The sequence below is a fragment of the Sphaerisporangium sp. NPDC049003 genome (genome assembly GCF_043197795.1).
Classification (GTDB): Bacteria; Actinomycetota; Actinomycetes; order Streptosporangiales; family Streptosporangiaceae; genus Sphaerisporangium.
Genome location: NZ_JBICTU010000033.1, coordinates 1 through 25842 on the forward strand (window position 1 = coordinate 1; position 25842 = coordinate 25842).

A 25842-nucleotide genomic window follows, 5' to 3' on the forward strand; every position below is an offset into this window, starting at 1 on the left:
AAGATCGGTCCAGCGGTTGGAAGTACTCACTCACTCGCGGCTACCAGGCACCGAGTCTGCCCGATCAGCCGACCCGGTAGCTTCCATTAGCGGTAGCGGAACCCGTCGAGGAAGCGGCGGAAGAGGCCGCCGGCGCGGGGCAGGGGCGGGCCCGGTGGCGGGGCGACCGGGCGTTGACGGGCGATGGGCCGCTCGTAGTCGGTCCGCGCGATGGCGTCGACGACCTGCTCCTCGTCGAAGTCCTCGGAGCCCTCGATCATGGGGACGTATCCGACGAGCATCCCGTCGCGCATCACCTGGGCTTCGAGGCCCGCGGTGCCGTCGGTGTCCCACTCGGCCTCGCGCCCGCCCGGCAGTGACACCCGTATCCCGAACTGGTCGATGCCGACCCTCGCCAGGTGGCCGTCGATGCCACGCTCGCGCAACGCGTCGACGACCCGTCGTGCCCGGTTCTCTTCCACCTCTCCCAACATAATGCGGCCGGGTCTCGACCGCTCACCCGATGCCCGTAGATCTCGGCCGCGGCCTCGCACCGCGTGGCCGCCGCCCCCGTCCGGCGTGACAGACCTTGGCGACTTGCCCAAATGAATAGTGAGATAGGACGATTTATCCGTTTTCGCCCTGACAGGGGAACGCACCAAAGTGTCGCTAGCTTGGTAAAGGCATTTTGGAAGAAGACGCCGGCGTCCCGGGTCGGACAAGCTTCGTTCGACCACGTCGGCGATCTACCGCCTCGGCGGGCGCCGCCCAGAACGACACTTCCGCCGTATACGCCGATCGCTGATCCGCCCTGCCGCGGAGAAGGAATCATGCCGCTCGAATGCCGGGTCACCACGTGGTTCTCTGCTCATGGAAAGGGAATTTCGAAATGCCGCAGGACGAAACGACCTTGCACGTAACCGCGCGACCGGCGAGAAGAGCGTTCAGCGCGAGGAGATTGAGGCGAGCCGTCTTCAGTACGGCCGTCGCCCTGGTGGTCGGCATGATCACCACCACCGCCGGCGCCGGGGCCAGCGCGTTCCCCGAGGAGCCCACCGTGGGGCCCGCCGCGTTCGCCCCCGGCTTCACCCACGGCAAGGTGGCGGTGTCCGGGACCACCCTCCACTACGTCAAGGGCGGATCCGGCCCGGCCCTCGTGCTCCTGCACGGCTGGCCGGAGACCTGGAAGATGTGGCGCCAGGTGATGCCCGCGCTCGCCACCTCGCACACCGTGATCGCCTTCGACCTCCCGGGACTGGGCAACTCGTCCATCCCGACCGGCGGCTTCGACAAGGCCACCACCGCGCAGCGGATCCGGCAGGCCGTCCACGCTCTGGGCTACACCCAGGTGCAGCTGCTCGGCCACGACCTCGGCACCCTGATCGCCTACCCGTACGCACGCGACTACCCGGGCGAGGTCACCCGGTTCGCCGTGCTGGAGTCGCCGCTCCCGGGCTTCGGTCTCGAAGAGCTGTACCACCTCAGCTGGCACTTCCGGTTCAACATGTCCCCGTCTCCGATCCCCGAGACGATCATGGACAACAAGGACGTCAGCACCTATCTCAACATGATGTTCAACTTCAGCCACAACGGTCAGGGCATCGACCGTGAGGCCTTCTACAAGGCGTACGCGAACCCGGCGAGGCGCCACGCGGGATACGAGTACTACCGGGCGTTCGCCGCGGACGCCACGAACAACCAGGCGAACGCCTCCACCCGGCTGAGCATGCCGGTGCTGGCGATCGGCGGGCAGTACTCCTTCGGGACCGGCGTGGCCGACTCGTTCAACCAGGTCGCCGACGACGTCCGCCCGGCCGTCGCACCCGACGCGGGCCACTTCATCCCCGAGGAGAACCCGACCTTCCTCAGCGACTGCGCCAACCTGTTCTTCGGCGCCCAGAACACCCCAGCCCAGCGGCCCGAACTCGCCGGCTGCGTCCGGTAGCACCCCTCTCGAAGCGGGGCCGCGCGGAACGCCGTTCCGCGCGGCCCCGCTGTCTGCTCCGGGGGGATAGGCCCTTTTTCCTAGGGATTCGATAGGTTGACTGGGTGGATTTCGACTACACCATGGCGATCGGATCGTTCCTGGTCGCCATCGTCGTCGGGCTGACCGGCATGGGTGGCGGCGCGCTCATGACTCCCATGCTCGTCACCTTCTTCGGCGTGCCGCCGCTGGCCGCGGTCTCCAGTGACCTCGTCGCGGCGGCGGTGATGAAACCGGTGGGCAGCCTGGTCCATCTGCGGCACGGGACCGTCAACCTCAAGCTGGTCCGCTGGTTGTGCGCGGGGTCCATCCCGGCGGCGTTCTGCGGCGTGTTGATCGCCAGGGCGTTCGGCGACGGCCAGGACGTCCAGGAAGTGATCCAGAAGGCCCTGGGCGTCGCGCTCCTGATCGCCGCGACGGGCCTTGCCATACGGGGCTATCTCGCGATGAAGGACCGGGCCGAGGGCCGTACCGCGGCGACCGGCCGGCGTACCGCGGAGCCGGGCGAACCCGCCGCGACCGGCCTGCCCGCCGTCACCGTGCGCCGGGTCCCGACCGTCCTGATCGGCGTCGTGGGCGGGCTGGTGGTCGGCATGACCTCCGTCGGCTCCGGCTCACTGATCATCGTGGCGCTGCTGGCCGTGTATCCGCGGCTCAAGGCCAACCAGCTCGTCGGAACCGACCTGGTGCAGGCGGTGCCGCTCGTCATGTCCGCCGCGTTGGGCCACCTGCTGTTCGGCGACTTCAAGCTCTCGGTCACCGCCGCCCTGCTCGTCGGATCCATCCCCGGCGTCTACATCGGCTCGCGGATCTCCTCCCGCGCCCCCGGCGGGCTGATCCGCCGCGCGCTGGCGTTCGTGCTGCTGGCCTCGGCGCTGAAGATGTTCGGCGTCGGCAACACCGTCACGGTCTGGGTGCTCGTCGGCGTCCTGCTCGCGGCCCCGCTCTTCTGGATGCTCCTGCGCACCCGGCACGGCCTCCCCGCGCTCCCCTGGGCGCCCACCACCGCCGGCGAGGAGACCGCCGCCGCCAGGAAGACCGACGAATGAGCTGACGCCCCGGCCGGTCACGCCGCCAGGGTGTCCAGGATCTGCTGGCCGTACTTCGCCAGTTTGTTCTCGCCGACACCGCTCATCTTGCCGAGCTCGGCCAGCGAGGACGGCGACCCTGTCGCGATCTCGCGCAGGGTCGCGTCGTGGAAGACGACGTAGGCGGGCACGCCCTGCTCCTTGGCGGTGGCGGCCCGCCAGGCACGGAGCCGTTCGAAGACGGCCACGGCCTCCTCGGGCAGCTCGGCGGCGGGGGCCGTGCGGCGGGTCTTGGCGGCCCCTGGAAGCTTGGCCGGGCGCTCGGGCTCGCGGCGCAGCGGCACCTCGCGCCGCCTGCCGAGCACCTCGCCGCTCGCCTCGGTGAGCACCAGCGTGCCGTAGTCTCCCTCGACCCCGAGCAGGCCCTGGGCCAGGAGCTGGCGCACCACGCCACGCCACTCGACCTCGCTCAGCTCGGTGCCGATGCCGAACACGGTCAGGGAGTCGTGGTCGAACTGGACGACCTTGGGGGTCCTCTTGCCGAGCAGGATGTCGATGATCTGGCCGGCGCCGAACTTCTGGCGCCGCTCGCGCGCCAGACGGACCACGGTGGACAGGAGCTTCTGGGCGGCGATCGTGCCGTCCCAGGACTCCGGCGGCGACAGGCACGTGTCGCAGTTGCCGCAGGCGCCGCTCTGCTGCCCGAAGTACGCGAGAAGGCGCACGCGCCGGCACTCGACCGTCTCGCAGAGCGCGAGCATGGCGTCGAGGTGCCCGCCGAGGCGGCGGCGGTGACCGTCGTCGCCCTCGGAGGTGTCGATCATCTTGCGCTGCTGCACCACGTCCTGCAAGCCGTAGGCCAGCCAGGCCGTGGAGGGCAGGCCGTCGCGCCCGGCACGGCCGGTCTCCTGGTAGTAGCCCTCGATGGACTTGGGCAGGTCGAGATGGGCGACGAAGCGCACATCGGGCTTGTCGATGCCCATGCCGAAGGCGATGGTCGCGACCATGACGATGCCGTCCTCACGCAGGAAGCGCGCCTGGTTCGCGGCTCGGGTGCGCGCGTCGAGCCCCGCGTGGTACGGCAGCGCGGGGATGCCGTTCTCGACGAGGAACTCGGCGGTCTTGTCGACGGACGCCCGTGACAAGCAGTAGACGATGCCCGCGTCGCCGGGATGCTCGCCGCGCAGCAGCTTGAGCAACTGGCGCCTGGGCTCGCTCTTGGGCGCGATGCGGTATTGGATGTTGGGGCGGTCGAAGCTGGCCACGAAATGGCGTGCTTCCCGCAGGTTGAGCCGGGCGGCGATCTCGGCGTGGGTGGCCTCGGTGGCGGTGGCGGTGAGCGCGATGCGAGGGACGTCGGGCCAGCGCTCGTGCAACATCGAAAGGGCCAGGTAGTCGGGCCGGAAGTCGTGCCCCCACTGCGCCACGCAGTGGGCCTCGTCGATGGCGAACAGGGAGATCGTGCCCCGGTCGAGCAGCCGCAGCGTCGAGTCGACGCGCAGGCGCTCGGGCGCGAGGTAGAGCAGGTCGAGCTCGCCCGCCACGAAGGCGGACTCGACCTGCCGCCGCTCGTCGGGATCCTGCGTGGAGTTGAGGAACCCCGCGCGCACGCCGAGTGCCGTGAGGGCGTGGACCTGGTCCTGCATGAGGGCGATCAGCGGTGAGACGACGACGCCGACGCCCTCGCGCACGAGCGCGGGGATCTGGTAGCACAGCGACTTGCCGCCGCCGGTCGGCATGAGCACGAGCGCGTCACGGCCCTCGACGACGTGATCGATGATCTCCTGCTGGCCTTCGCGGAACGACTTGTAGCCGAAGACGCGGTTCAGCACGCGCAGCGCGTCGCTCGCCTCAAGGCCGTTGTCGGGGGAGGTCATCGCGTCATTCTACGAGCATCGGCCCGCCATGACGGGCGACAAGAGGCGAGCTGTGGACAAGGTGCCGTCGTCCACAGGAGGGCAGGCGGGGGACCCCCGCCATGCCGTCCTCAGATGCGGAAGACCCTTCCGCTGATGTAGTCGGCGAGCACCAGCGCCGCGCCCTCGGCGTCGGTCACCGGGTGCCGCTTCTCGGCGGACTGCCAGGAGTAGTAGGCGCCGCCGTACCCCACGAAGACCCACAACGGCAGGCCCACGTCCGGGCGGTGCACGAGCAGCGCGGGCATGCTGGCCCGGAGGTCGGCGTCCACGCCGAGACCGGTCAGATGGTCACGCAGCCGCAGCAGTTTGGTCCACTCCTCGGTGACCTCGGAAGCGATGCCGCCGGCCGCCTCCTTCACGATGATCGCGTCCATGCCGTTCCTTCCCCGAATTTTGCCTAATTCAAGACAAACACCGCATCTCACTCAAGAAGACCCCTCTGCCGCCCCTCAGTGACGGCACACCCTCCCCCTAAGCGGTAATTCATCCCGAAATACACACCACCTGGCCTTTTAGCCGCAGGGGTACCGGGAGTCACGCTGATCAGGGAGATAGGATTCTGTGCAACACGACGACGGAGACGAGTAGCTCCGGGGTCGCGCGAGTCCAGAGAGCCGCCGGCAGCTGTGAAGGCGGTCTCGCGTCCCGGGTGAAGACCCTCCTGAGTGCGGGGAGGAACGGCGCGGAACGCCCAATGCCCCGCCGGCCGGCCCCCGTCATCGGGCCGTTCGAGGCCGCCGCCGAGGCGGCGGCGAAAGCGCGGTGGCACCGGGAGTCCCCTTCTCCCCCGCGCTCCCAAGGGATCGCTCATATTCCCGCAGGAGTGTGAAATGATCTCGCGAGTTCTCGCCGCCGACCTGCCCATGCACGTCGGCCACCACGTCCGTCTCGCCGGCTGGCTGCACCGCCGCCGCGACCTGAAATCCGTCTCCTTCCTCGTGCTCAGGGACCGCTCCGGGCTCGCGCAGGTCGTCCTGCGCGAACCCCACCCGCACCTGGCCGAGGAGACCGTCATCGAGGTGACGGGAACGGTCGCCGCCAACGCGCAGGCTCCCGGCGGCGCCGAACTGGTCGGCCCTGCGGTCGAGGTGCTCTCGGCCCCGGTCGAACCGCCGCCCTTCGACCTGTACCGGCCCGTCGTGGGCGGCACGCTGCCCACGATCCTCGACCACGCCCCGGTGGCGCTGCGGCATCCGCGCCTGCGGGCTCCGTTCGAGATCGCCGCCGCGGGCGTGGCCGGGTTCCGGGCCACGCTCGACGGGCTGGGGTTCGTCGAGACGTCCACGCCCAAGATCGTCGCCTCGGCGACGGAGTCGGGCGCCAACGTGTTCGGCATCGACTACTTCGGAAAGCCCGCCTTCCTGGCCCAGTCGCCGCAGTTCTTCAAGCAGGCGCTGGTGGGGGTGTTCGAGCGGGTGTACGAGGTGGGGCCCGTCTTCCGGGCGGAGCCGCACGACACGGCCAGGCACCTCGCCCAGTACACGAGCCTTGACGCCGAGCTGGGCTTCGTCGGCGACCATCGCGACGTCATGGCCGTGCTCACGAAGGCCGTCGCCGGCATGCACGCGTCCGTCGAAGAACGGGCCGGAGCCGCCACCGCCCTGCTGGAGATCGCCATCCCGAGCGTGCCGGAGGAGATTCCGGCGATCCACTTCGCGGACGCGCAGGAGCTCCTGGCCCGCCACACCGGGGAGGACCCGCGCGGCGAGCCCGACCTCGCGCCCGCCCACGAGCGCCGGCTCGGCGAGTGGGCCCTGCGCGAACACGGCTCGGAGTTCCTGTTCGTCACGGGATATCCCATGGTGAAGCGCCCGTTCTACACCCATCCCGACCCCGAGAGGCCCGAGTACTCCCGCAGTTTCGACCTGCTCTTCCGTGGCCTGGAGCTGGTCACGGGAGGCCAGCGGCTGCACCGTCACGCCGACTACCTGGCCGCCCTGTCCGCCCGGGGCGAGGACCCGAATGCCTACGAGGGGTACCTGGCCGCCTTCGCCCACGGCATGCCCCCCCACGGCGGCTTCGCGATCGGGCTGGAACGCTGGACCTCGCGCCTGACGGGCGCCGCGAACGTCCGCCAGACCACCCTGTTCCCGCGCGACCTGCACCGCCTGAGCCCCTGACCGCAGGCCCGCCCGGCGCCCGGCACCGCGACATCCCCAGCGGTGCCGGGACGTCGGCGGACATGTAACGCCATAGTGTTCAATTGCCTGGTGACGACGATCGCGCCTACCGGGGCCCAGCACAGCATCGAGGCCGGCGGCTTCCAGGCCGTCGTCACCGAGGTCGGGGCGGGCCTGCGGAGCCTGACCCACGGGGGACGGCCGCTCATCGTCGGCTACCCCGAGGACCACGCCCCGTTCGGCTCGGCGGGGCTGCCCCTGATCCCCTGGCCGAACCGCGTCGAGGACGGGCGGTACACGTTCGACGGCCAGGAGCGGCAACTCGCGCTGACCGAGCCCAGGACCGGCAACGCCGCGCACGGCTTCTCACGATCGTTCCCATGGCGGGTCGTCGCGCGCGAGGAGGGGTCGGTGGCGCTCGGGCTGCGGCTGTTCCCGCAGATCGGCTACCCCCACATCCTCGACCTCACCGTCACCTACACGCTGAGCCCGTACGGCCTCGCGGTCGAGACGACCGCCCGTAACGTCGGGGACACCGCCGCGCCGTACGGCTTCGGCGCCCATCCGTACCTCACGCTCGGGGAGCCCGTCGACGCCGCCGTGCTCGAACTTCCCGCCGCACAGTGGCTTCCGGTGAACGAACGCAAGATCCCCGTCGGCAGGCGCGACGTCGAGGGCACCGAGTACGACTTCAGGACCGCCCGCCCGATCGGCGAGACGGTGCTCGACACCGCGTTCACCGGCCTGGCACGCGGCGCCGACGGGCTCGTCCGCGTCAGGCTCACCGCCGGGGACGGCTCACGCGGCGTCGAGCTGTGGGGGGCCGAGGGCATCGACTGGCTCCAGCTCTACACGGGCGACACCCTGGCCGGAGAGCAGCGCCGAGCCGGGCTCGCCGTCGAGCCGATGAGCTGCCCGCCCAACGCCTTCCGCACCGGCGAGGACGTCGTCCGGCTCGCCCCCGGAGACGAGGTCGCCCACCGCTGGGGCATCGGCCCGATCTAGCCCGACTCCCTGCCGATGGGCCCCCGAACAGCGGCGTCGACACCGGTTCGGATACCGGCGACAGGCTCTACTGCTTGGCGCTCCTCACCTTGAGGGGGTCGCCGGGCGCGTCGGCCTTGGCCTTCTCCATCCGCTCGCCCAGCTCCTGGAGCTTCTTGCGGCCCATGGCCTCCCGCACCTGCGGGAACCACTCCTCTTCCTCTTCCTCCACGTGGTGGCGGACGTTCTCGATCAGGACGGTCACCTTCGCGTCGTACCGCTCATCCTCGGGGTCGAGGTCCTTGAGCTCCGACAGCATCCACACCACGACGTGGTGCTCCTCCACGCTCTCCAGGACGTGGTCGGTGGTCTCGGGGACGTCCTGACGAGCCTCCGGGTAGAAGATCTCCTCTTCGATGTAGGCATGGGTGGTGAGCTCGTGGATGATCTGATCGACGATCTGCCGCTTCTCCTTGTAAGCTCGCTCACCCGCCTTCTCGAACTGCTTGAACAGCTTCTCCACGGTCTTGTGGTCGTCCTTCAGGAGCACGATGGCGTCCATCGAGCCGCCTTCCCCTCGTAGGTGTGGTCGGGTCGTTAGAGCGCTACCTCCTGTGAGCGATTTAAACGTGTGAGCGTGGGGATGCCTCGGACCGTGTCCCCTGTCGCGCTGACCGTCAATGCCGGGTCCTCCAGCCTGCGGCTCGACCTGGTCCGCGACGACGAGGTGATCCACGAGCTGTACGTCGAGCGGCAGGCCCCCGGCCCGTCCGCCATCGACCGCCATCGAGGGATTCCTGCGCGACGCCCCCCCGTGCGAGGTCGCCGTGGCCGCTCACCGGCTCGTGCACGGCGGCGACGCCGTACGCGCTCCGACGGTCGCGGACGACGGCGTGCTGGAGGCGGTGCGGCGGTTCGCCGACCTGGCGCCCCAGCACGTGCCGCCCGCCCTCGCGCTGGTCGAGGCCGCCCGGCGCCGGTTGCCCGGCGTCCCGCAGGTGCTGTGCCCGGACACCGCCTTCCACGCGCGCATGCCCGAGGTCGCCGCGACGTACGCCCTGCCCGCCGGCTGGCGGAGCACGTACGGGCTGCGCCGCTACGGCTTCCACGGCCTCTCGTACGCCTGGGCGCTTCAGCGGGCGGCACGGCTTCTCGGGCGCCCGGCCGAGACGACGCAGGCGGTCCTCGCCCACCTGGGCGGCGGGTCGTCGGTGTGCGCGGTGCGCGACGGCGGCAGCGTGGACACCTCGATGGGCTTCACCCCGCTGGAGGGGGTGCCCATGAGCACCCGGTCCGGAAGCGTCGATCCCGGCATGCTCCTGTGGCTGCTGTCCGGCGAGCGGCTCACGCTGGACGAGCTGAGCGACGGGCTGCAGCACAGGTCGGGGCTGCTCGGGCTGTCGGACGGTAGGTCGGGCGACACCCGCGACCTGGTGGCCGCCGGTGACCCGGCGTCGGCGCTGGCGCTCGCGGTGTTCGCCCACAGGGTGGGCCGCGAGATGGCCGCCGCCGCGACCAGCCTCGACCGGCTGGACGCGCTGGTGTTCACCGGCGAGATCGGCTGGGACCAGCCGGAGGTCCGCCACGACGTGTGCCAGAGGCTCGGGCTCCTCGGCATCGTGCCGCCGGCCCGCGACCAGGTGGACGACGACATGATCGTCAGCGCGCCGGGCGCGGACGTTCCCGTGCTGGTGGTCAGGCCACGCGAGGAGCTGCAGCTCGCCCGCGAGGCCCTGGCCACGGTGTCCCGGATCACCTGACGGTGATCGTGACCGGCCCTCGCTCGGGGTTGACGGCGGCACGCCAGGCGGCCGGGATGTAGATCGGGCGGTTCGGTACGAGCGTGCGGCGCGCGACCTGCCGGTGCAGCGTCCGCCCGTCCTGGACGATCTCGACGGCGGGCCTGGGCACGAACCGGGCGGTCCACAGGATGAACCGGTCACGCGGGGGCGGCGGCCCGGCGGGACCCACCCGCCCCGGAGCAACCCATTTGAGCGGTTCGCGCACGTGGACCGGCACCCCGGCCGCCTCGGGCACGCCCGAGAGGTACGCGGTCACCGAACCCGCGACGTGGCGCCCGTCGAGCGCCACCGCGTCGGCCGTCTCGACCGGATGCAGGAGGTTGCCGGCCGCGAATACCCCGGGCACCGACGTCCGCAGGGCGGTGTCGACGGACGGCCCCCGGGTCCCCGGGTCGACCGCGAGTCCACCGCGCCTGGCCAGCTCGTAGTCGGGCACCCAGTCGCCGGTGAACACGATCGTGTCGGCCTCGATCACCTCGGTGCGCCCGTCGGCACGCCGTACCTCGACGCCCTGGAGCCTGCCCCGGCCGATCAGCCGGGTCACCGTGGTCCCGGTGAGCAGGGGGAACCGGTAGCGCACCCCGGCGCCGAGCCGGAAGGCCGCGTACGACTGCTGGCGCGGCAGGTCGGTCACCATGGCGGCGACCTTCACCCCGGCGTGGTCGAGGGTCATCACGGCGGAGTAGCTGACGTGCTCCGCGCCGACGATCACCGCGCGGCGTCCCACACTCTGCCCGCGCAGGTAGACCGTCTGCTGGAGCATGCCGGTGGTGTAGACGCCCGCCGGGCGCGAGCCGGGGACGAGCCGGGCGCTGCGCGGGCGCTCCCGCGCCCCCGTGGCGAGCACGACGGCCCGGGCGGTGATCCTCTCCAGGCCCGAAGGGCTGGTCGTCTCCAGCGTGAGGGGGCCCGCCCAGCCGGTCGCCGTCACGCCCGTACGGACGGTGGCGCCGGACGCGGTGGCGAGCCCGGTGTAGTGCCGGGCGTAGGCGGGGCCCGTCATCAGGCGGTGCAGGTCGCGGATCCCGTACCCGGTGTGGTGGGAGTGGCGCGGGATGCCTCCGGCCTGCTCCTCCCTGTCGATCACCTCCACGGGACCGGCGCCGGCGCGCGCCAGCTCGGCGGCGGCGGCCAGGCCGGCGGGCCCGGCCCCGACGATGAGGACCTCGACGGACCGCTCGCGGCGGCCTGGGGAGGCGGGTGGGATCTCGGGAGTCGTCATGGGCTTGTCCCGCCGGAAGTCGTCTCGGTGTCCGGGCGCGCGTCCCCGGTACGTGCGTGGCCGTCGCCGTCCGCGTGGACCTGGCCCCCGGTGGAGGCGGCCGGGGGGTGGTCGAACAGCTCCCGTACCTCGGCCCCGCAGTAGAACCCCTGGCACCGGCCGTTCAGCGCCCGGGTCCTGCGGCGCAGGCCGTCGAGGGTCCGTGGCGGGAGGGCGCTTCCCATGGCGTCGCGGATCTCCGCCCGGGTGACCCGCTCGCAGTGGCACGCGATGCGCCCGTAGTCGGGGTCGGCGGCGATGAGGTCCGCCCGCTGGTACGGGCGCGGGAACGCCTCGCCGATGTTGGGCATCCGGGGTGGTTCGAGCTCGCGGCGCGGCCCTGCGGCGAGTCCTGCCTCCACCAGCAGGCCCATCACATGCTCGGCGATGGCCAGGGAAGCGGTCAGACCGGTGGACCGGATGCCGCCCACGCAGACGTACCGCTGCTCGGGATGGGAGCGGAGCTGGTAGTCACCGTGCTCGGTCGCCGCGCGCAGCCCCGCGTACACCGCGCTGACCTCCTCGTCGAGGAGCGCGGGCATGATCTTCTCGCCCTTGTCCCGCAGGAACGCCAGGCCATCGGACGAGGAGCCGGTGTCGGTCTTGTCGGTCAGGTCCTCGGCGGTCGGCCCGAGCATGACGTTCCCGTACACGGTCGGGGCGACCAGGACGCCCTTGCCGCGCGCGGTCGGGACGGGCAGCAGGATGTGGTTCACCAGCGGGCGGGCCAGCTTGTCGAACACGATCAGCTCGCCCCTGCGGGGCGTCACGGTGAACCCCCGGTGCCCGAACCGCCGGTCGAGCTCGTCGGACCACAGTCCGGCGGCGTTGACCACGTAGCGGGCGCGCACCACGCCCCGGCTGGTGCGGATCTCGTGCGGGCGGTCGCCGTCGCCCGCGACCACCTCGCCGACCCGGGTCGAAAGGCGCAGGTCGACGCCCGCCCGGACGGCCTCGGTGGCGAAGGCGAGGGTGGTGGTCCAGGGGCAGATGATGCTCTCCCCCGGCACGTGCAGCGCGCCCAGGGCGCCCGGGCCGAGTCGCGGCTCGCGCCGGTAGACCTCGTCCGCGCCGATGACGCGCGTGCGGTCGTACCCGTTGGCCTCGGCCTTGGCCTTCAGCTTCGGGAGGGCGGCGAGCTGCTCGTCGTCCCAGGCGACCAGCAGGGCCCCGAGCGGCTCCACAGGGATGCCGGTCGCCGCCGCGTAGCCTTCCAGCAGGTCGTAGCCACGGCGTACCAGGCGGGACTCAAGGGTCCCGGGGGTCGCGTCGAAGCCGGTGTGCAGGATCGCGGTGTTGGCCTTGGACGTGCCGTCGCCGACGTCGGCGGCGGCGTCCAGGACGGCGATCCGCAGGTCGTGGTGGGCCAGCTCGCGGGCGATCGCGGTGCCCACGACGCCCGCCCCGACGACCACGACGTCATACGCCGCCTGGTCGCCGGGACCCCCCGGGCCGTCGTTCACAGGTTCTCCTTCGTGTCCTCGGTGAGCAGCGCCCGCACGGCCGCCGCGTACGAGCCCAGCCGGTCAGCGGCCTCGTCGGCTCCGGCGCGGGGCTCGTAGACGGCCGAGGGCGCCCCCCTCCCCGTCGCCTCGCCCACCGTCAGGCCCGGGTCCAGGCCCATTCTCGCCGCCGCCGCGACACCGAGCGCGGTGGCGTCGGGCGAGGCGTACACCTCGACCGGGAGCTGGAGCAGGTCGGCCTGGGTCTGCATGAGCACCGCGCTGCGGGTGAGGCCGCCGTCCACGCGAAGGCTGGTCAGCGGGCGGCCGAGGTCGCTCGCCATGGCCCCGGCCAGCTCGACGACCTGCGCGGCGATCCCGTCGCACAGCGCCCGTACGACGTGGGCCGGGGTGGTGTCCAGGCCCAGCCCGGACAGCGACGCCCGTACGTCGCCCCGCCACGAGGGGGCCGCAAGGCCCGCGAAGGCCGGGACGAAGGTGACACCGCCCGCGTCGGGCACGCTGCCGCCGAGCCGGTCGAGGTCCTCGGCCCCGCCGATCACCCCGAGCTCGGTGAGCCAGCGGACGGCGGAGGCGACCGTGTAGACCTGCCCGTCCAGGCAGTACGCCGGCCGTCCCGCGAACCGCCAGGCGACGCAGGCCGCGAGACCGGCGAAGGAACGGACGGCACGCGGGCCGGCGTTGGCGAGCAGGAACGCTCCCGTGCCGTAGGTACACTTCGCGCTGCCCTGCTCGACGCAGCCCTGGGCGAGCAGTGCCGCCTGCTGGTCGACGAGCAGACCGGTCAGCGGGACGGCCGCGCCGAAGGCGTCCGTCTCGCCGAAGGCGCCGGCCGCGTCCACGACGGCGGGCAGCCGCTCCCCCGCGAGCCCGAAGATCTCCAGCGCCTCCGGCGACCACTCGGTGGCGTCGAGGTCGAGCAGCATGGTGCGCGACGCCGTGGACGCGTCGGTGACGAAGACGCCGGTCAGCCGGTGGACGAGCCAGGAGTCGCTCGTCGTGACGACGCCCTCCCGGGTGAGGTGGCGGCGGAGCCAGGCCATCTTGGGCGCGGCGAAGTAGGGATCGAGCGGCAGCCCGCTGAGCCCGGCGAGGCGCCCGGCCTCGCCCGTCAGCTCGTCGCAGACGGACTGCGCGCGCCGGTCCTGCCAGACGATGGCGTCGGTCAGGGGCTCACCGGTCTCGGGGTCCCACGCCAGCACGGTCTCGCCCTGGTTGGCCAGGCCGACGGCCGCGACGGACTCTCCCGCCGCGGCGACGGCCTCCCGTCCGGCGTCCAGCACCGACCGCAGCAGCTCGCCCGGATCCTGCTCGACCAGGCCCCCGGAGCCGTACCGGGGGCGCACGGAGGTCTCCCCTGAGCCGATGATCCCGCGCTCCGGGCAGACCAACAGCGCCTTGGTGCCCGAGGTGCCCTGGTCGATCGCCAGGATGTTCGCCGAGGTCACCGGCCACCTCCACGGGACAGGCCGGGCTCGTGCCGCAGGGATCCCGGGGCCCTCCACAGCATGCCCCCGTAGACCAGCGCGCCCACGACGAGCGTGCCGACGGCGTAGTACTGGGCCTGGCGGAAGTCGGCCGGGCCGATCAGGATGACCAGCTCGTACGCCAGCCACAGCAGCGCGAGGGCGACGACCGGCTTCTCCCATCTGCCGAGGACGAAGTCCCCGGGTCGGGCGGGGATGCGGTTGCGGGTGAACCAGTAAAGCAGCACCGTGCCGGCGTAGAGGATGGCGGGCATGAGCGTGGCCGCGCCGAGGAGGTTCGCCAGGGCGTTGGCGTTGAGCCCGAAGCCGATGACGATCGCGGCGCTGAGGCCGCCGGCGAGCAACGTGGCCCAGATCGGGCCGCCGGTGGCGCGCGGCACCCGGGTCAGCACCTTGGCGGCGGGGAGGCGGCCGTCGCGGGCCATGCTGTAGATCAGGCGGCTGTTGGTGACCATGATGACCAGCCCGCAGGCGAAGATCGACACGCAGACGATGACCAGGGCGATGGCCTTGATGACCGGGCCCAGGTTCTGGCCGATGATCGTCGCCACCGGGGCGCTGTCGCCGGTCAGGGCGGGGATGTCGTGGGCGGTCGCCACCAGCACGATCAGGAACAGCATGCCGAGGCCGCCCGCGACGAGGATCGAGCGCACCATGGCGCGGGGCACCACCTGGCGCGGGTTGTGCGTCTCCTCGGCGAGGTTGGACGCCGACTCCCAGCCGACGATCGTGTACGCGCCGAGCAGCGTGGCCAGCATGAACGGGCCGAGCCAGCCGTAGTAGCCGGCGTCGGCCACCGCTCCGGTGGACCCGAGCTGGGACCAGTCGCCCTTGCCGGCGAACAGGGCGGCCGCGAGCAGGGCCAGGGTCAGCCCGACCATGCCGATGACCTCGGCGCCCACCGCCCAGTTGTTGATCTTCGCGGTGATCGGCGTGGACCAGATGATGAGGATCGCCTGGATCACGAGGACGACCAGGGTGACCAGCATCGCCTTGCCGGGGCTGAACTCGATGCCGAACAGCGGCAGCAGCGCGGCCTGGCTGAGCCCGTAGTCCACGGCGACCGTCACGATCGACAGGAACGCGAACGACACCCACCCGAACCACCAGCCCACGCGGGGGTTGGCGAGGCGCGAGGCCCACTGGTACGAGTAGCCGGACAGCGGGATCTTCGAGGCGAGCATGCCGTAGACGAGCGCGACGAAGACCTGCCCGATCACGACGATCGGCCAGGTCCAGATGCCGCGCGGGCCGCCCGCGCCGAGCACGAACCCGAACGTGCTGAACAGGCCGGTCGTGATCGAGATGAACGAGAACGCGACCGCGAACGACTCGAACGAGCGCAGGGTGCGGGCGAACTGCTGGGTGTAGCCGTACGAAGAGACCAGCTCGTCGTCGGTCATGTCCGCCGAGCCGGCCCTCGGGGCGTACGCGGCGGTGCCGGGAACCGGGGACGGCTCAGGCGCTGAAGTGGTGGACGGGTAGTCCTCGGACATGAACACTCCTTGGAGCAAGGTGAAGCGGGAGCGTCGCCTCCGTCGTGCGGTGGTCGCGCCGGTGGTTCGTCATCGGGATCGGGATCATGGGGCGGGGGTCATCAAAGGCCGGTGTCGTGCGGTCCGACGAGGCGCACACCGGCGGTCGCCAGCGCCTCGGCGAGACCTTCGTCGGGGGTTCCGTCGCTGATCAGGCCGGTGAGCCGATCGAGCGCGCAGACGTGCCGCGCCGCGATCACACCGAGCTTGGTGGCGTCGGCGATCGCGTAGCAGCGGGTGGAGTGGTCGAGCATGACCCGGCGGACGTCGACCTCGTCGGAGTGGAAGTCGGTCAGCCCGGCTCCCGGGTGAACCCCGCCCGAGCCGAGGAACGCCAGGTCGGCGTAGTAGTCGGCGAAGAAGGCCACCGTCTGGCCTCCCGCCAGCGCGAGGTCTCCCGAGCGGGTGCGCCCGCCGGAGACCAGCACCTCGATGCCGGGCCGGTCGGCCAGCTCCGCGCCCACCGGCAGCGAGTTGGTCAGCACGCGGCCGGTCCAGGTGACCGGGATGGCGCGGGCCACCTCGGCCACGCTGGTGCCGACGTCGAAGATCACGGTGTCGCCCGGACGCAGCAGGGAGACGGCGGCTCTGGCCATGGCCTGCTTGCCGGTGACGTTCAGGGCCCTGCGCTGAGCGTAGCTGTCCTCGACCGCCCGGGGGCGTTCGGCGGGAGTGGCGCCGCCGTGTACGCGCTCCACCAGGCCGTCGTCCTGCAGGCGGAGCAGGTCGCGGCGGATGGTCTCCCCGGAGACCGAGAAGAGCTCGGCGAGCTCCTCGGTCTTGACGCTCGGACGAGCGGCCACCTCGGCGGCGATGCGGCGACGACGTTCCGCGGGCAGCACCCGGCCTCCTCTTTGTGGAAACGTGTGGAATGTTGACTGGAAGTATGGATATGCGAGTTAACGCACGTCAAGAGGTGATTTGTCTGATTTTTTCGGTGCCGCTGAGGTGGGCAAGGGGAACCGGAGGGCCGGAGCGTGTTCGGTGCGGGGCTGTGGCGGGCCGTCCGGACCGGCGTGTGAGCATGGGGGCATGGCCGAAACGATGACCGCCTGGGTGGTGCGCCACCCCGGTCCCATGGACACGCGGCCACTCCAGCGCGTCCGTCTTCCCGTGCCGGAGCCCGGCCCCGGAGAAGTGCTCGTCAGGGTCGAGGTGTGCGCCGTCTGCCGCACCGACCTGCACCTGGCCGAGGGGGACCTCCCGCCGAGACGCCCTGGCACCGTCCCGGGGCACGAGGTGGTCGGCCGGGTCGCGGCCCGGGGCCTCGACGCGAACCGGCTGGAGGTCGGCACCAGAGTCGGGGTGCCGTGGCTCCACTTCACCTGCGGAGAGTGCCGCTACTGCCTTCGCGGCGCGGAGAACCTCTGCCCCAACTCCAAGTACACCGGCTGGGACGTCAACGGCGGGTACGCCGAGTACACAACCGCTCTGGAGGACTACGTCTACGAGCTGCCGGAGGACCGCCCCGCCGAGCAACTGGCCCCGCTGCTGTGCGCGGGGATCATCGGATACCGGGCTCTGGTGCACGCGGAGCTGCCGACGCGTGGCCGGCTGGGCATCTACGGCTTCGGCGCCTCGGCGCACCTCATCGCGCAGGTCGCGATCACCCAGGGCGCCTCGGTACACGTGCTGACCCGCTCGGAGAAGGCGCGGGAGCTGGCGCTGGACCTCGGAGCGGCGTCGGCGGCCGGCGCCTACGACGCTCCGCCCGAGCCCCTGGACGCCGCCATCCTGTTCGCGCCCGTCGGCGACCTGGTGCCCGTGGCGCTCGACGCCCTCGACCGGGGCGGCACGCTCGCCGTGGCGGGCATCCACCTGACGGACGTCCCCGAGCTGAACTACCACCGTCACCTGTTCTACGAGCGCACCCTGCGGAGCGTCACCGCCAACACCCGCAACGACGGCCGCACGTTCCTGAGCATCGCCACGCTCCACCCGCTGGAGGTGACCACGACCCCGTACCCCTTCGACCAGGCGGACATGGCCCTGGCCGATCTCGCGGCCGACCGCGTGACCGGCGCGGCCGTACTCCACATCGGCGGCTGACCGGCCGCCGCCGGGTTCAGGTGCGGCGCTCCGCGCGGACCAGCTCCACGATCGCGGTGATGTCGGCCTCGCTCCAGCCGCGTTCCGCCGCCTCCTCGTAGCGCCGCTCGACCAGGCGCGCGATGGGCGGCGAAAGCCCGGCCGACTCCGCCACCTCGTTGAAGAGCCGCACGTCCTTGGCGCCGAGCCGCGCGGCGAACCAGCCCTTGTGATCGCCGCAGAGGAGGTCGTCGAGGCGGTCGTGGAGGCCGGGCGCGACGGTGGGCCACCGGTGAAGCAGCTCGCGCAGCAGCTTCTTGTCGAGCCGGGCCGCCTCGGCCGTGCCCACCGCCTCGGCGATGACGGCGACTCCGGACATCATCAGGTAGTTGTTGAGCAGCTTGAAGGCCGACGCGCTCCCGGGATCCTCGCCGCAGTACCAGTAGGAGGAGAAGACCCGCGGCCAGATCGGCTCCAGCCGGTCCACGAGCCGCCGTTCACCGCCCTGCAGGCCCGAGGCCATGCCGTCGAGGACGGTCTGCGGAGCCCCGAGGATCGGCGAGGCCACGAACCTCCGTCCGGGTGCGAGGTCGCGGAGCTCGCGGGAGGTGTCCGGCGAGACGGTGCTCAGGTCGACCACGATCGGCCAGTCCGGATCGGAGTCCAGCTCGGCCAGCCGTCCCATGACGCCGAGAACGGCCTGGTCGTCGGCCAGCGACAGCAGCACGGCCTCCACGCCGCGCGCGGCCTCCACCGGCGAGGACGCCTCGACCGCACCGGCCTCGACCACCTCGGCGGCCCTGCCAGGCGTGCGGTTCCAGACCCTGACGTCGTAGCCGTGCGAGAGCAGCCTTCTCGCCACCGCCCGGCCCATGTGACCCGTTCCCAGTACGGCCACACGCATCTGTCATCCCCCCTTGCCGTGGTCGTCCGGGCCCTCCACGGGCCCGGAGGCAGCCGGGTACCTACGCCGTCGGAGCGCGATGCGGGAGCATCACCGAGGTGGACGCCTCGGACACGAATGCCTTCATGGCCTCCCGCAGGGCCCACGCCTCCTGGTTCAGCAGCCGGCGATCCCGCGGCTCGCAGTCGGCGTCGACGACGACGTTGTCCCCCTCGAAGCGCGGGAACACGTGTATGTGGGTGTGGAACACCTCCTGGAGCGCGGCCTCCCCATCGCCGACCAGCACGTTGACGCCCTCACAGCGCAGTCCCGAACGGCGCAGCCCCAGCGCCACCCGATGGGCCACCCGCCACATGTGGGCCCCGACCTGCTCGTCGAGGTCCTCAAGCCCGGTGGCGTGCACACGTGAGATCACCAGGGCGTGGCCCGGGTTCACCGGGTTGCCGTCCATGACCACGATCGCCACATCGTCCTGGAAGGCCACGCTCGCTTCGGTCCGGCCCGCGATGATGTCGCAGAACACGCAAGGATCGCCTGTGTCCATCCCTCAATGATTCTCTCCCCCGACCGGATCATCCCTTCCGGGGTGGCACAAAGAGTCAGCGCCTCCTGGCCTCCCGGCCTGGGAGACCTCCGGCATGGGTCGGCCGGCGGCGTACCACTCGAACAGCAGTACGCCGCAGGCCCGTCCTCGCGCGCCGGCGTCAGCGAAGGATCTTGTAGAGGGCCGAGGTGAGGGAGGCCTTGGTGTCGTCCTGGTCGATGGACCACATCATCGAGCCGCCGAGCCCCTTCAGCCTGATGTAGGCGGCCTTCTCCAGCAGCGACGCCGGGTCGTCGTACGACCAGAACTCGTTGCCGTCGTACAGCCACAGCGTGCCGGTGAGCAGGTCGCGGTACCGCTTGCCCGGCTTGTTGACGAGGATCTTGTAGTCCTCGGTGCCGGGCGCCCACGTCGCGGGGGCCGGGCCCGTCGCCTGGGCGTACAGGCCGTTGCCCGTGGACTTCACGCCTGTCCAGCCCTGCCCGTACGCGGGGACGCCGACCACGATCTTCTTGGCGGGGGCGCCGCGCGCCAGGTAGTCGCGGACGGTGGCGTCCACGCTGTACTTGACCGGGTTCGGGTCCTTGCGGTCGGTGAGCAGGTTGCCGTTGTGGCCGGTCCTGCTCTCCCAGGGACCGTGCAGGTCGTAGCCCTGGATCGTGGCGAAGTCGAGGTTGCGGAACACGTCGCGGACCTCGAAGCCGGCGTCGATCTTGGCGGCGGCGGCGGGGAGGAACGCGGTGAGCTCGCTCTTCGCGTCGTAGGCCTTCATCTGCCGGCGCAGCTCGGCGGTGAAGAGCGTGAAGTTGCGCTTGTCCTCCGGCCGGATGACGTTGCCGGCGTTGCCCTCCGAGCCCGGCCATTCCCAGTCGAGGTCGATGCCGTCGAAGACGCCCGCGCCGCTGCCCGGGGCCAGGCCAGGCAGGTCGCCCTTGAGCCAGAGGCCCACGCAGGAGGCGGCCAGCGCGGTACGGGCCTCGGGGGTGCTGACGGCGTCGGAGAAGTACTTCGACCCGGTCCAGCCGCCGAGGGAGATCAGCGCCTTGAGGCCGGGATTCTTGGCCTTGAGCTTCCTGAGCTGGTTCAGGTTGCCGTTGAGCGCCTGGCCCGGCTGGTCGGCGACGCCGTCCACGCTCTCCTCGGCGGAGACCGGCCGCTGCCAGTCGGCCCAGGCGTCGGCCGAGACGCACGTGCCGTCCGCGCCGACGTTCCCGAAGGCGTAGTTGATATGGGTCAGCTTGGCCGCGGCACCGCTGGTGTCCACGTCCTTGACGTGGTAGTCGCGTCCGTAGATGCCCCACTGGATGAAGTAGGCGACCCGCTTGAACCGGTCACCGCCGTCCGGATGCGCTTGGGCGGGCGCGGGTACGGCTGTCGCCGCCAGGGCCCCGGCGGGCACGGCCACCGCGCCGAGGCCGACGGCGATCGCCGCCGCGAGTGCGTGCTGGAAAGGACGTCGCACGGCCATCTCCACTTGCTCGATGAGCTTTATTTATAGGAAAGTTTCCTATAAGTTTTCACGGATCGTAGAGTCCGCCGTGCGGCGCGTCAATGCCTTCCCTTGGCCCTGCCGGGATTGTCCTGGTACGGGAAATCAGCGCGCGGGCGTGCGTCCCGCCGGCGACTGACGGGTCGTTCGTTCCTCTGTGGTCAGGCGAGGCGCGCGGGGAAGCCTCCCGTGGCGACCGGGCCCCATTTCACCGGCGTGATGCGCAGCAGCGACTTGCCCTGGCGCTCCATGGCCGCGCGGTAGTCGTCCCAGTCGGGGTGCTCGCCGGAGATGGACCGGTAGTACTCGACGAGCGGTTCGAGCGCCTCGGGCATGTCGAGGACCTCGCAGGCCCCGTCGATCTGCACCCAGGGCCCGTCGAAGTCGTCCGACAGGATGACGACGCTCACCTTGGGGTCGCGGCGGGCGTTCTTGGTCTTGGCGCGTTCGGGGTAGGTGGACACCACGATGCGGCCCAGCTCGTCGACGCCGCAGCTCACAGGGGACGCCTGCGGGCCGCCGTCACGCCGCGTCGTGATGACGAGCGCCCTGTGGCGCTCACGGACGAAGTCGAGCAGCTGCTCACGGGTGACCGTGTCGGCGGTCGCGATCCTCGGGCTCATGGCCTCACTGTACGACCATGCCGCTCGCCGTTCACTTCGCCACCACAGGCACCACCGCCGGATCGCCGAAGGCTCCACTATCCGGCCGACTGGGGGAATGTCGGTGGTGGCTGGCATTCTTGGGGGCGTGACGGCGCATACGGTGAGCCCCCTGTTCGTCGGGCGGGCTGATGAGCTCGGCCTCCTCGGCGAGTCCCTCGCCCGCGTGCGCGGCGGAGCCGCGACCACCGTGTTCGTCGGCGGCGAGGCCGGGGTGGGCAAGACGCGCCTGATCCACGAGTTCTTCCAGCGGGCGGGCACCGCCCGGGTCCTCGTCGGCGGCTGTCTGGAGCTCGGCACCGACGGCCTGCCCTTCGCCCCCTTCACCGCGGTGCTGCGCACGCTCGCGCGCGACCTCGGCCGCGAGGGCATCGCCGCGCTGGTGCCCGGCGGGCGCACACGAGGGCTGGCCCGCCTGCTCCCGGAGTTCGGCGAGCCCGACGACGACGGCGCCGAGGCCCGTGCCCGGCTGTTCGAGCAGGTCCTCGGCCTGATGGAGCGGCTCGCCGAGCTGGAGCCCACCATCTTGGTCATCGAGGACGCCCACTGGGCCGATCGCTCCACCCGCGACCTGCTGTCGTTCCTCACCCGCTACCAGCAGCCGGACACCCGCCTGCTGACCCTTGTCACCTACCGCTCCGACGAGCTCCACCGCAGCCACCCCCTGCGTCCCCTGCTGACCGAGCTCAGCCGCATCGACTGGGTCGCCCGGCTGGAGCTGGGCAGGCTGAGCAGGCGCGAGGTGGTCGAGCAGGCCGCAGGCATCCTCGACAGGGAGCCCCTCGCCCTCGACGTCGACGTGATCTACACCCGTAGCGAGGGCAACCCGTTGTTCGTCGAGGCGCTGCTCAGCGGCGGCGAGAGAGAGTCCCTGCCCGAGTCGCTGCGCGACCTGCTCCTGGCCGGCGTCGAGCGCCTTCCCGACGACACCCAGGAGCTGCTCCGCGTGGCCAGCGCGGGCGGCGACCGCATCGAGCACGCCCTGCTCGCCGCCGTCGCGGGTCTCGACGACGGCGCGCTGTCCCGCGCGCTGCGCCCGGCCGTCGCGGGCAACGTCCTGATCGTCGACGGCGAGGGGTACGCCTTCCGGCACGCGCTGATCCGCGAGGCCGTCCACGACGACCTGCTCCCCGGCGAGCGCACCCGCCTGCACACCCGTTTCGCGCAGACCCTGGAGCGCGATCCCGGCATTCTTCCCGCCCTGCGCGGAGCCATCGAGCTGGCCTACCACTGGTTCGCCGCGCACGACGCCCCCTCGGCGCTCATCAGCGCGTGGCGGGCGGCGACCGCCGCGAGAAGGTCGGCGGCCTACGACGAGCAACTGCGCATGCTGACCAGGGTGCTCGAACTGTGGGACACCGTGCCCGACGCCGCCGGGAAGACCGGGCATGACTATGTCGACGTGCTCAGGCAGACCATCACCGTGGCCCACCTGGCCGGGGAGTTCGAGCGCGGCATCTCCCTGGCCAAGGCGGCCCTGCGCGAGATCGACAGCGACGCCGACCCCATCCGGGCGGCCCGGGTGCTGCGACAGCGCGGGCTCGCCCGGTACGACCTGGGCCGGGCAGGGTTCGTCGACGACCTGCGCACCGCCGCCCGGCTCGTCCCCGCCGACCCTCCGACCGAGCTCCGCGGCAAGGTGCTGGAGAACCTCGCACGCACGCTCCACGGGCCGGACACCCGGGCCGAGAAGGTGGCGCTGGCCGAGGAGGCCATGCGCATAGCCCGCCACGTGGGCGACGCCGACACCGAGGCGCACGCCCTCATCACGCTGACCTGGGCCCAGTGCCGCTACTCCGAGTTCGAGACCCAGAGCGCCGCGTACACGCGGGCACGCGAGATCGCGAGCCGGGCCCCCACCTACCACGGGCTCATGCGGGCCGCCATCTCCGAGTCCGACGCGCTGGAGGGAGCCGGGTGGCACGAGGAGGCCGCCAAGGTCGCCCGCAGGGGCATAGCCGACGCCGAGGCGTACGGCATGGCCCGCACCTCGGGCGCCTTCCTGGCGATCAACCTCGCCGAGCCGCTGCTCTCCCTGGGGCGCTGGGAGGAGGCGCTGCGCGTCATCCAGCGCGCCCTCGACGTCATGCCGCCCGCGCCCTACCGGGCGAGCCTGCAGGGCTTCGCCACCGACATCGCGCTGGCCCGGGGCGAGCTCGACCGGGCCGGTGCGCTCTTCCAGTCGTCGAGGAGCATCATCGGCGCCGGCACCTACCGCGACCAGACGATCCTGCCGCAGCTCCGCAGGGAGATCGAGCTGCTGATCGCGCACGATCGCGGCGACGAGGCGTTCACGCTGGTAGAGAAGACCCTGAGCGACCACGACCCGAACGCCGCCCCCCGCTACGTCTGGCCGGTGCTCGTGACGAGCGTCCAGGTGGCCGGCCCCCTGCTCGGTGACCTGCGCGCTCTGGCGGCCGAGCAGGAGGTGGAGGCCGACCTTCAGGAGGCTCACCGTCTCACCTTCGCCGCCGAGGTGGCGCGGGTGTCCGGTTCGGCCGACCTCGCGACGTGCGACCGGGCCGTGGCCGCCTGGGCCGCGCTGCGCCAGCCGTACGCGGAGGCCCGTGCCCTGCTCACCGCCGCGCACGCCGCCGTCGCCGAGGGTGAGCGCGACGAGGCGGCCGGGCGGCTTTCACGGGCGGCGCTCCTGGCCGGCCAGGTCGGCGCCGTGCCTCTGGTCACCGAGATCGGTTCCCTGGCGAGGAGGGCGCGCCTCCCGCTCGCCGAGGCGTCCGGCGCCTCGGGTCCGCCGGACGCCTCGGCCTCCGAGGAGGCACGGCTCGGGCTCACGGCCCGCGAGCACGAGGTGTTCCGCCTGGTCACGACCGGTCGCAGCAACCGCGAGATCGCCACGGAGCTGTTCATCTCGGCGAAGACCGTCAGCGTGCACGTCTCCAAGATCCTCGCCAAGCTCGGCGTCGCGTCCCGGGGCGAGGCGGCGGCGACGGCCCACCGCCTCCACCTGTTCGACCGCTGACCATGGCGCCCTGGACCCGGGCATCGCCGGGAACGCGCTGCTAGCTCTCCTTCAGGGTCCGGTATCGGCGGATGAGCGCGTTGGTTGAGGAGTCGTGGGCGAGCTCGGGCTCGGCCTCGCTCACCAGCTCCGGGGCGATCTGACCCGCGAGCACCTTGCCCAGCTCAACTCCCCACTGGTCGAAGGAGTCGATCCCCCAGATCGTCCCCTGGGTGAACGTGCTGTGCTCGTAGAGGGCCACCAGCACACCGAGCAGGTGTGGGGTGAGGCGCTCGGCGAGCAGCACGTTCGTGGGACGGTTGCCCTCCATGACCCGGTGGGGCGCGACGTCAGGGGCCGTGCCCTCGGCGCGGATCTCCTCCTCGGTCTTGCCGAAGGCGAGGGCCTGCGCCTGGGCGAAGACGTTGGCCGACAGCAGGTCGTGATGGTCGCGCAGCGGGTTGAGGCTCTTGCCGAACCCGATCAGGTCGACGGGGATCAACCTCGTGCCCTGGTGGATGAGCTGGTAGAAGCTGTGCTGGCCGTTCGTGCCGGGCTCGCCCCAGTAGACCGGCCCGGTGTCGTAGTCGACCTCGTGACCGTCGCGGGTCACGTGCTTGCCGTTCGACTCCATCGTGAGCTGCTGGAGGTAGGCGGGGAAGCGCTTCAGGTACTGCTCGTACGGCATGACGCCGATGGTCTGCGCCCTGAAGAAGTTCACGTACCACACGGCGAGCAGGCCCATGATCACCGGCAGGTTCTCGGCGAGCGGGGCCGTACGGAAGTGCTCGTCCATCTCGTGGAAGCCCGCCAGCATCTCGCGGAAGTGCTCGGGGCCGATGGCCAGCATGGTCGACAACCCGATCGCGGAGTCCATCGAGTAGCGGCCACCCACCCAGTCCCAGAAGCCGAACATGTTGGCCGTGTCTATGCCGAACTCCGCGACGCGATCGGCGTTGGTCGACACCGCGACGAAGTGCCGGGCGACGGCCTCGTCGGTGCCGAGCTGGCCGATCACCCAGTCGCGGGCCGAGTGGGCGTTGGCGAGGGTCTCCAGCGTGCCGAAGGTCTTGGAGGAGACGATGAACAGCGTCTCGTCGGCGAACAGGTCGTGGGTCGCCTCCACGAAGTCGGTGGAGTCGACGTTCGACACGAACCGGAACATCAGGTCACGCTTGCTGTAGTGACGTAGCGCCTCGTACGCCATGACCGGCCCGAGGTCCGAACCACCGATGCCGATGTTGACGATGTTCTTGATGGGTTTGCCCGTGTAGCCCTTCCACTGCCCCGAGCGGACGTGTCCGGCGAAGTCGGCCATGCGGTCGAGGACCTCGTGTACCTCGGCGACGACGTCCGTACCGCCGACGACCAGCGAGCCGCCCTTCGGCATGCGCAGCGCGACGTGAAGCACCGACCTCCCCTCGGAGGTGTTGATCGGCTCCCCCCGGAACATCATGTCCCGGCGCTCCTCCAGCTCCGACTCCCGCGCGAGCTCGACGAGCAGGCGCAGCGTCTCGTCGGTGACGCGGTTCTTCGAGTAGTCGAGATACAACCCGGCCGCTTCCGCGCACATGCGCTCACCACGCTCCGGGTCCTCGGCGAACAGCTCGCGCAGGTGGCGACCGCCGGTCTCGGCGTGGTGCTGCTCAAGGGCCTTCCACGAGGCGCGGTCACGGAGTGGGACGGTGGGCATC

The 25842-nt window shown here is 71.4% G+C and carries 21 protein-coding genes; 7 read left to right on the top strand and 14 right to left on the bottom strand.

Annotation, left to right across the window (positions count from 1 at the left end; translation table 11 throughout):
- Positions 1–86: 86 nt before the first annotated feature.
- Positions 87–461, bottom strand: a complete 375-nt coding sequence (locus tag ACGFIV_RS30110) for a hypothetical protein (protein ID WP_358562202.1) — start codon at positions 459–461, stop codon at positions 87–89.
- A 476-nt stretch (positions 462–937) separates the two neighbouring features.
- Between ACGFIV_RS30110 and ACGFIV_RS30115 the strand changes: the two genes are divergently transcribed.
- Both ACGFIV_RS30115 and ACGFIV_RS30120 read left to right on the top strand, forming a co-directional pair.
- Positions 938–1924, top strand: coding sequence for an alpha/beta fold hydrolase (locus ACGFIV_RS30115; protein ID WP_392838319.1), 987 nt, complete (start codon positions 938–940; stop codon positions 1922–1924).
- 104 nt (positions 1925–2028) lie between these two features.
- Complete coding sequence (locus ACGFIV_RS30120) at positions 2029–3012, top strand: sulfite exporter TauE/SafE family protein (RefSeq protein ID WP_392838320.1); 984 nt, start codon at positions 2029–2031, stop codon at positions 3010–3012.
- A gap of 17 nt (positions 3013–3029) precedes the next feature.
- Here ACGFIV_RS30120 and recQ read toward each other — a convergent pair whose 3' ends face one another.
- On the bottom strand, positions 3030–4868 hold the full coding sequence (recQ, locus tag ACGFIV_RS30125) for a DNA helicase RecQ (protein ID WP_358560282.1): 1839 nt from the start codon (positions 4866–4868) through the stop codon (positions 3030–3032).
- Positions 4869–4978: 110 nt separating this feature from the next.
- Complete coding sequence (locus tag ACGFIV_RS30130) at positions 4979–5284, bottom strand: hypothetical protein (protein ID WP_358560280.1); 306 nt, start codon at positions 5282–5284, stop codon at positions 4979–4981.
- Between the two features lie 456 nt (positions 5285–5740).
- Between ACGFIV_RS30130 and aspS the strand changes: the two genes are divergently transcribed.
- Positions 5741–7030, top strand: a complete 1290-nt coding sequence (aspS, locus tag ACGFIV_RS30135) for an aspartate--tRNA(Asn) ligase (RefSeq protein ID WP_358560278.1) — start codon at positions 5741–5743, stop codon at positions 7028–7030.
- A gap of 90 nt (positions 7031–7120) precedes the next feature.
- Positions 7121–8035 carry an aldose 1-epimerase family protein gene (locus tag ACGFIV_RS30140; protein ID WP_358560276.1) on the top strand — a complete coding sequence of 305 codons (915 nt, stop codon included), beginning with the start codon at positions 7121–7123 and terminating at the stop codon, positions 8033–8035.
- Between the two features lie 67 nt (positions 8036–8102).
- Here ACGFIV_RS30140 and ACGFIV_RS30145 read toward each other — a convergent pair whose 3' ends face one another.
- The gene (locus ACGFIV_RS30145; RefSeq protein WP_358560274.1) at positions 8103–8576 is read right to left on the bottom strand and encodes a hemerythrin domain-containing protein; all 474 of its coding nucleotides are present in this window, start codon (positions 8574–8576) and stop codon (positions 8103–8105) included.
- Between the two features lie 265 nt (positions 8577–8841).
- Here ACGFIV_RS30145 and ACGFIV_RS30150 point away from each other — a divergent pair, with 265 nt between their 5' ends.
- The gene (locus tag ACGFIV_RS30150) at positions 8842–9774 is read left to right on the top strand and encodes an acetate/propionate family kinase (protein ID WP_392838321.1); all 933 of its coding nucleotides are present in this window, start codon (positions 8842–8844) and stop codon (positions 9772–9774) included.
- On the opposite strand, the gene ACGFIV_RS30155 is transcribed toward ACGFIV_RS30150, so the two are convergent.
- From ACGFIV_RS30155 to ACGFIV_RS30175, 5 genes are all read right to left on the bottom strand, one after another.
- Positions 9767–11038, bottom strand: a complete 1272-nt coding sequence (locus ACGFIV_RS30155; protein WP_358560270.1) for an FAD-dependent oxidoreductase — start codon at positions 11036–11038, stop codon at positions 9767–9769. The two genes, ACGFIV_RS30150 and ACGFIV_RS30155, sit on opposite strands and share 8 nt — an antisense overlap.
- Positions 11035–12540 (bottom strand): NAD(P)/FAD-dependent oxidoreductase, encoded by a 1506-nt coding sequence (locus ACGFIV_RS30160; protein WP_392838322.1) that lies wholly within the window; start codon positions 12538–12540, stop codon positions 11035–11037. The genes ACGFIV_RS30155 and ACGFIV_RS30160 overlap by 4 nt, the downstream gene beginning before the upstream one ends.
- Positions 12537–13988 (bottom strand): FGGY family carbohydrate kinase, encoded by a 1452-nt coding sequence (locus ACGFIV_RS30165; protein WP_358554600.1) that lies wholly within the window; start codon positions 13986–13988, stop codon positions 12537–12539. The genes ACGFIV_RS30160 and ACGFIV_RS30165 overlap by 4 nt, the downstream gene beginning before the upstream one ends.
- Positions 13985–15523: an amino acid permease gene (locus ACGFIV_RS30170; RefSeq protein WP_358554603.1), complete on the bottom strand. Its 1539-nt coding sequence runs from the start codon at positions 15521–15523 to the stop codon at positions 13985–13987. Before ACGFIV_RS30170 ends, ACGFIV_RS30165 begins: the two co-directional genes overlap by 4 nt.
- A 101-nt stretch (positions 15524–15624) precedes the next feature.
- Entirely contained in the window at positions 15625–16404 is a 780-nt protein-coding gene (locus tag ACGFIV_RS30175) for a DeoR/GlpR family DNA-binding transcription regulator (protein ID WP_358554606.1), read from the bottom strand.
- Between the two features lie 190 nt (positions 16405–16594).
- Here ACGFIV_RS30175 and ACGFIV_RS30180 point away from each other — a divergent pair, with 190 nt between their 5' ends.
- Positions 16595–17611 (top strand): zinc-binding alcohol dehydrogenase family protein, encoded by a 1017-nt coding sequence (locus tag ACGFIV_RS30180; RefSeq protein ID WP_358554609.1) that lies wholly within the window; start codon positions 16595–16597, stop codon positions 17609–17611.
- A 16-nt stretch (positions 17612–17627) separates the two neighbouring features.
- Here ACGFIV_RS30180 and ACGFIV_RS30185 read toward each other — a convergent pair whose 3' ends face one another.
- The 4 genes from ACGFIV_RS30185 to ACGFIV_RS30200 form a co-directional block, all read right to left on the bottom strand.
- Positions 17628–18494, bottom strand: coding sequence for an NAD(P)-dependent oxidoreductase (locus ACGFIV_RS30185; protein ID WP_358554612.1), 867 nt, complete (start codon positions 18492–18494; stop codon positions 17628–17630).
- A 61-nt stretch (positions 18495–18555) separates the two neighbouring features.
- Positions 18556–19038, bottom strand: coding sequence for an HIT family protein (locus tag ACGFIV_RS30190; protein WP_358554615.1), 483 nt, complete (start codon positions 19036–19038; stop codon positions 18556–18558).
- 160 nt (positions 19039–19198) lie between these two features.
- Complete coding sequence (locus ACGFIV_RS30195) at positions 19199–20500, bottom strand: glycoside hydrolase family 18 protein (protein WP_358554618.1); 1302 nt, start codon at positions 20498–20500, stop codon at positions 19199–19201.
- Between the two features lie 188 nt (positions 20501–20688).
- Positions 20689–21150 carry a PPOX class F420-dependent oxidoreductase gene (locus ACGFIV_RS30200; protein WP_358554621.1) on the bottom strand — a complete coding sequence of 154 codons (462 nt, stop codon included), beginning with the start codon at positions 21148–21150 and terminating at the stop codon, positions 20689–20691.
- A gap of 127 nt (positions 21151–21277) precedes the next feature.
- On the opposite strand from ACGFIV_RS30200, the gene ACGFIV_RS30205 reads away from it, so the two are divergent.
- On the top strand, positions 21278–24169 hold the full coding sequence (locus ACGFIV_RS30205) for an AAA family ATPase (protein ID WP_358554624.1): 2892 nt from the start codon (positions 21278–21280) through the stop codon (positions 24167–24169).
- Positions 24170–24209: 40 nt separating this feature from the next.
- Here the strand turns inward: ACGFIV_RS30205 and pgi are convergent, their stop codons facing one another.
- On the bottom strand, positions 24210–25841 hold the full coding sequence (pgi, locus tag ACGFIV_RS30210) for a glucose-6-phosphate isomerase (RefSeq protein ID WP_358554627.1): 1632 nt from the start codon (positions 25839–25841) through the stop codon (positions 24210–24212).
- Position 25842: the final 1 nt, after the last annotated feature.

What these genes read in the sequence shown, in the direction of transcription:
- ACGFIV_RS30130 (WP_358560280.1), bottom strand. Translation starts at nt 5,284, where the DNA reads ATGGACGCGATCATCGTGAAGGAGGCGGCCGGCGGCATCGCTTCCGAG.
- aspS (WP_358560278.1), top strand. Translation starts at nt 5,741, where the DNA reads ATGATCTCGCGAGTTCTCGCCGCCGACCTGCCCATGCACGTCGGCCAC.
- pgi (WP_358554627.1), bottom strand. Translation starts at nt 25,841, where the DNA reads ATGCCCACCGTCCCACTCCGTGACCGCGCCTCGTGGAAGGCCCTTGAG.
- ACGFIV_RS30180 (WP_358554609.1), top strand. Translation starts at nt 16,595, where the DNA reads ATGGCCGAAACGATGACCGCCTGGGTGGTGCGCCACCCCGGTCCCATG.
- ACGFIV_RS30155 (WP_358560270.1), bottom strand. Translation starts at nt 11,038, where the DNA reads ATGACGACTCCCGAGATCCCACCCGCCTCCCCAGGCCGCCGCGAGCGG.
- ACGFIV_RS30170 (WP_358554603.1), bottom strand. Translation starts at nt 15,523, where the DNA reads ATGTCCGAGGACTACCCGTCCACCACTTCAGCGCCTGAGCCGTCCCCG.
- ACGFIV_RS30200 (WP_358554621.1), bottom strand. Translation starts at nt 21,150, where the DNA reads ATGAGCCCGAGGATCGCGACCGCCGACACGGTCACCCGTGAGCAGCTG.
- ACGFIV_RS30185 (WP_358554612.1), bottom strand. Translation starts at nt 18,494, where the DNA reads ATGCGTGTGGCCGTACTGGGAACGGGTCACATGGGCCGGGCGGTGGCG.
- ACGFIV_RS30190 (WP_358554615.1), bottom strand. Translation starts at nt 19,038, where the DNA reads ATGGACACAGGCGATCCTTGCGTGTTCTGCGACATCATCGCGGGCCGG.
- recQ (WP_358560282.1), bottom strand. Translation starts at nt 4,868, where the DNA reads ATGACCTCCCCCGACAACGGCCTTGAGGCGAGCGACGCGCTGCGCGTG.
- ACGFIV_RS30145 (WP_358560274.1), bottom strand. Translation starts at nt 8,576, where the DNA reads ATGGACGCCATCGTGCTCCTGAAGGACGACCACAAGACCGTGGAGAAG.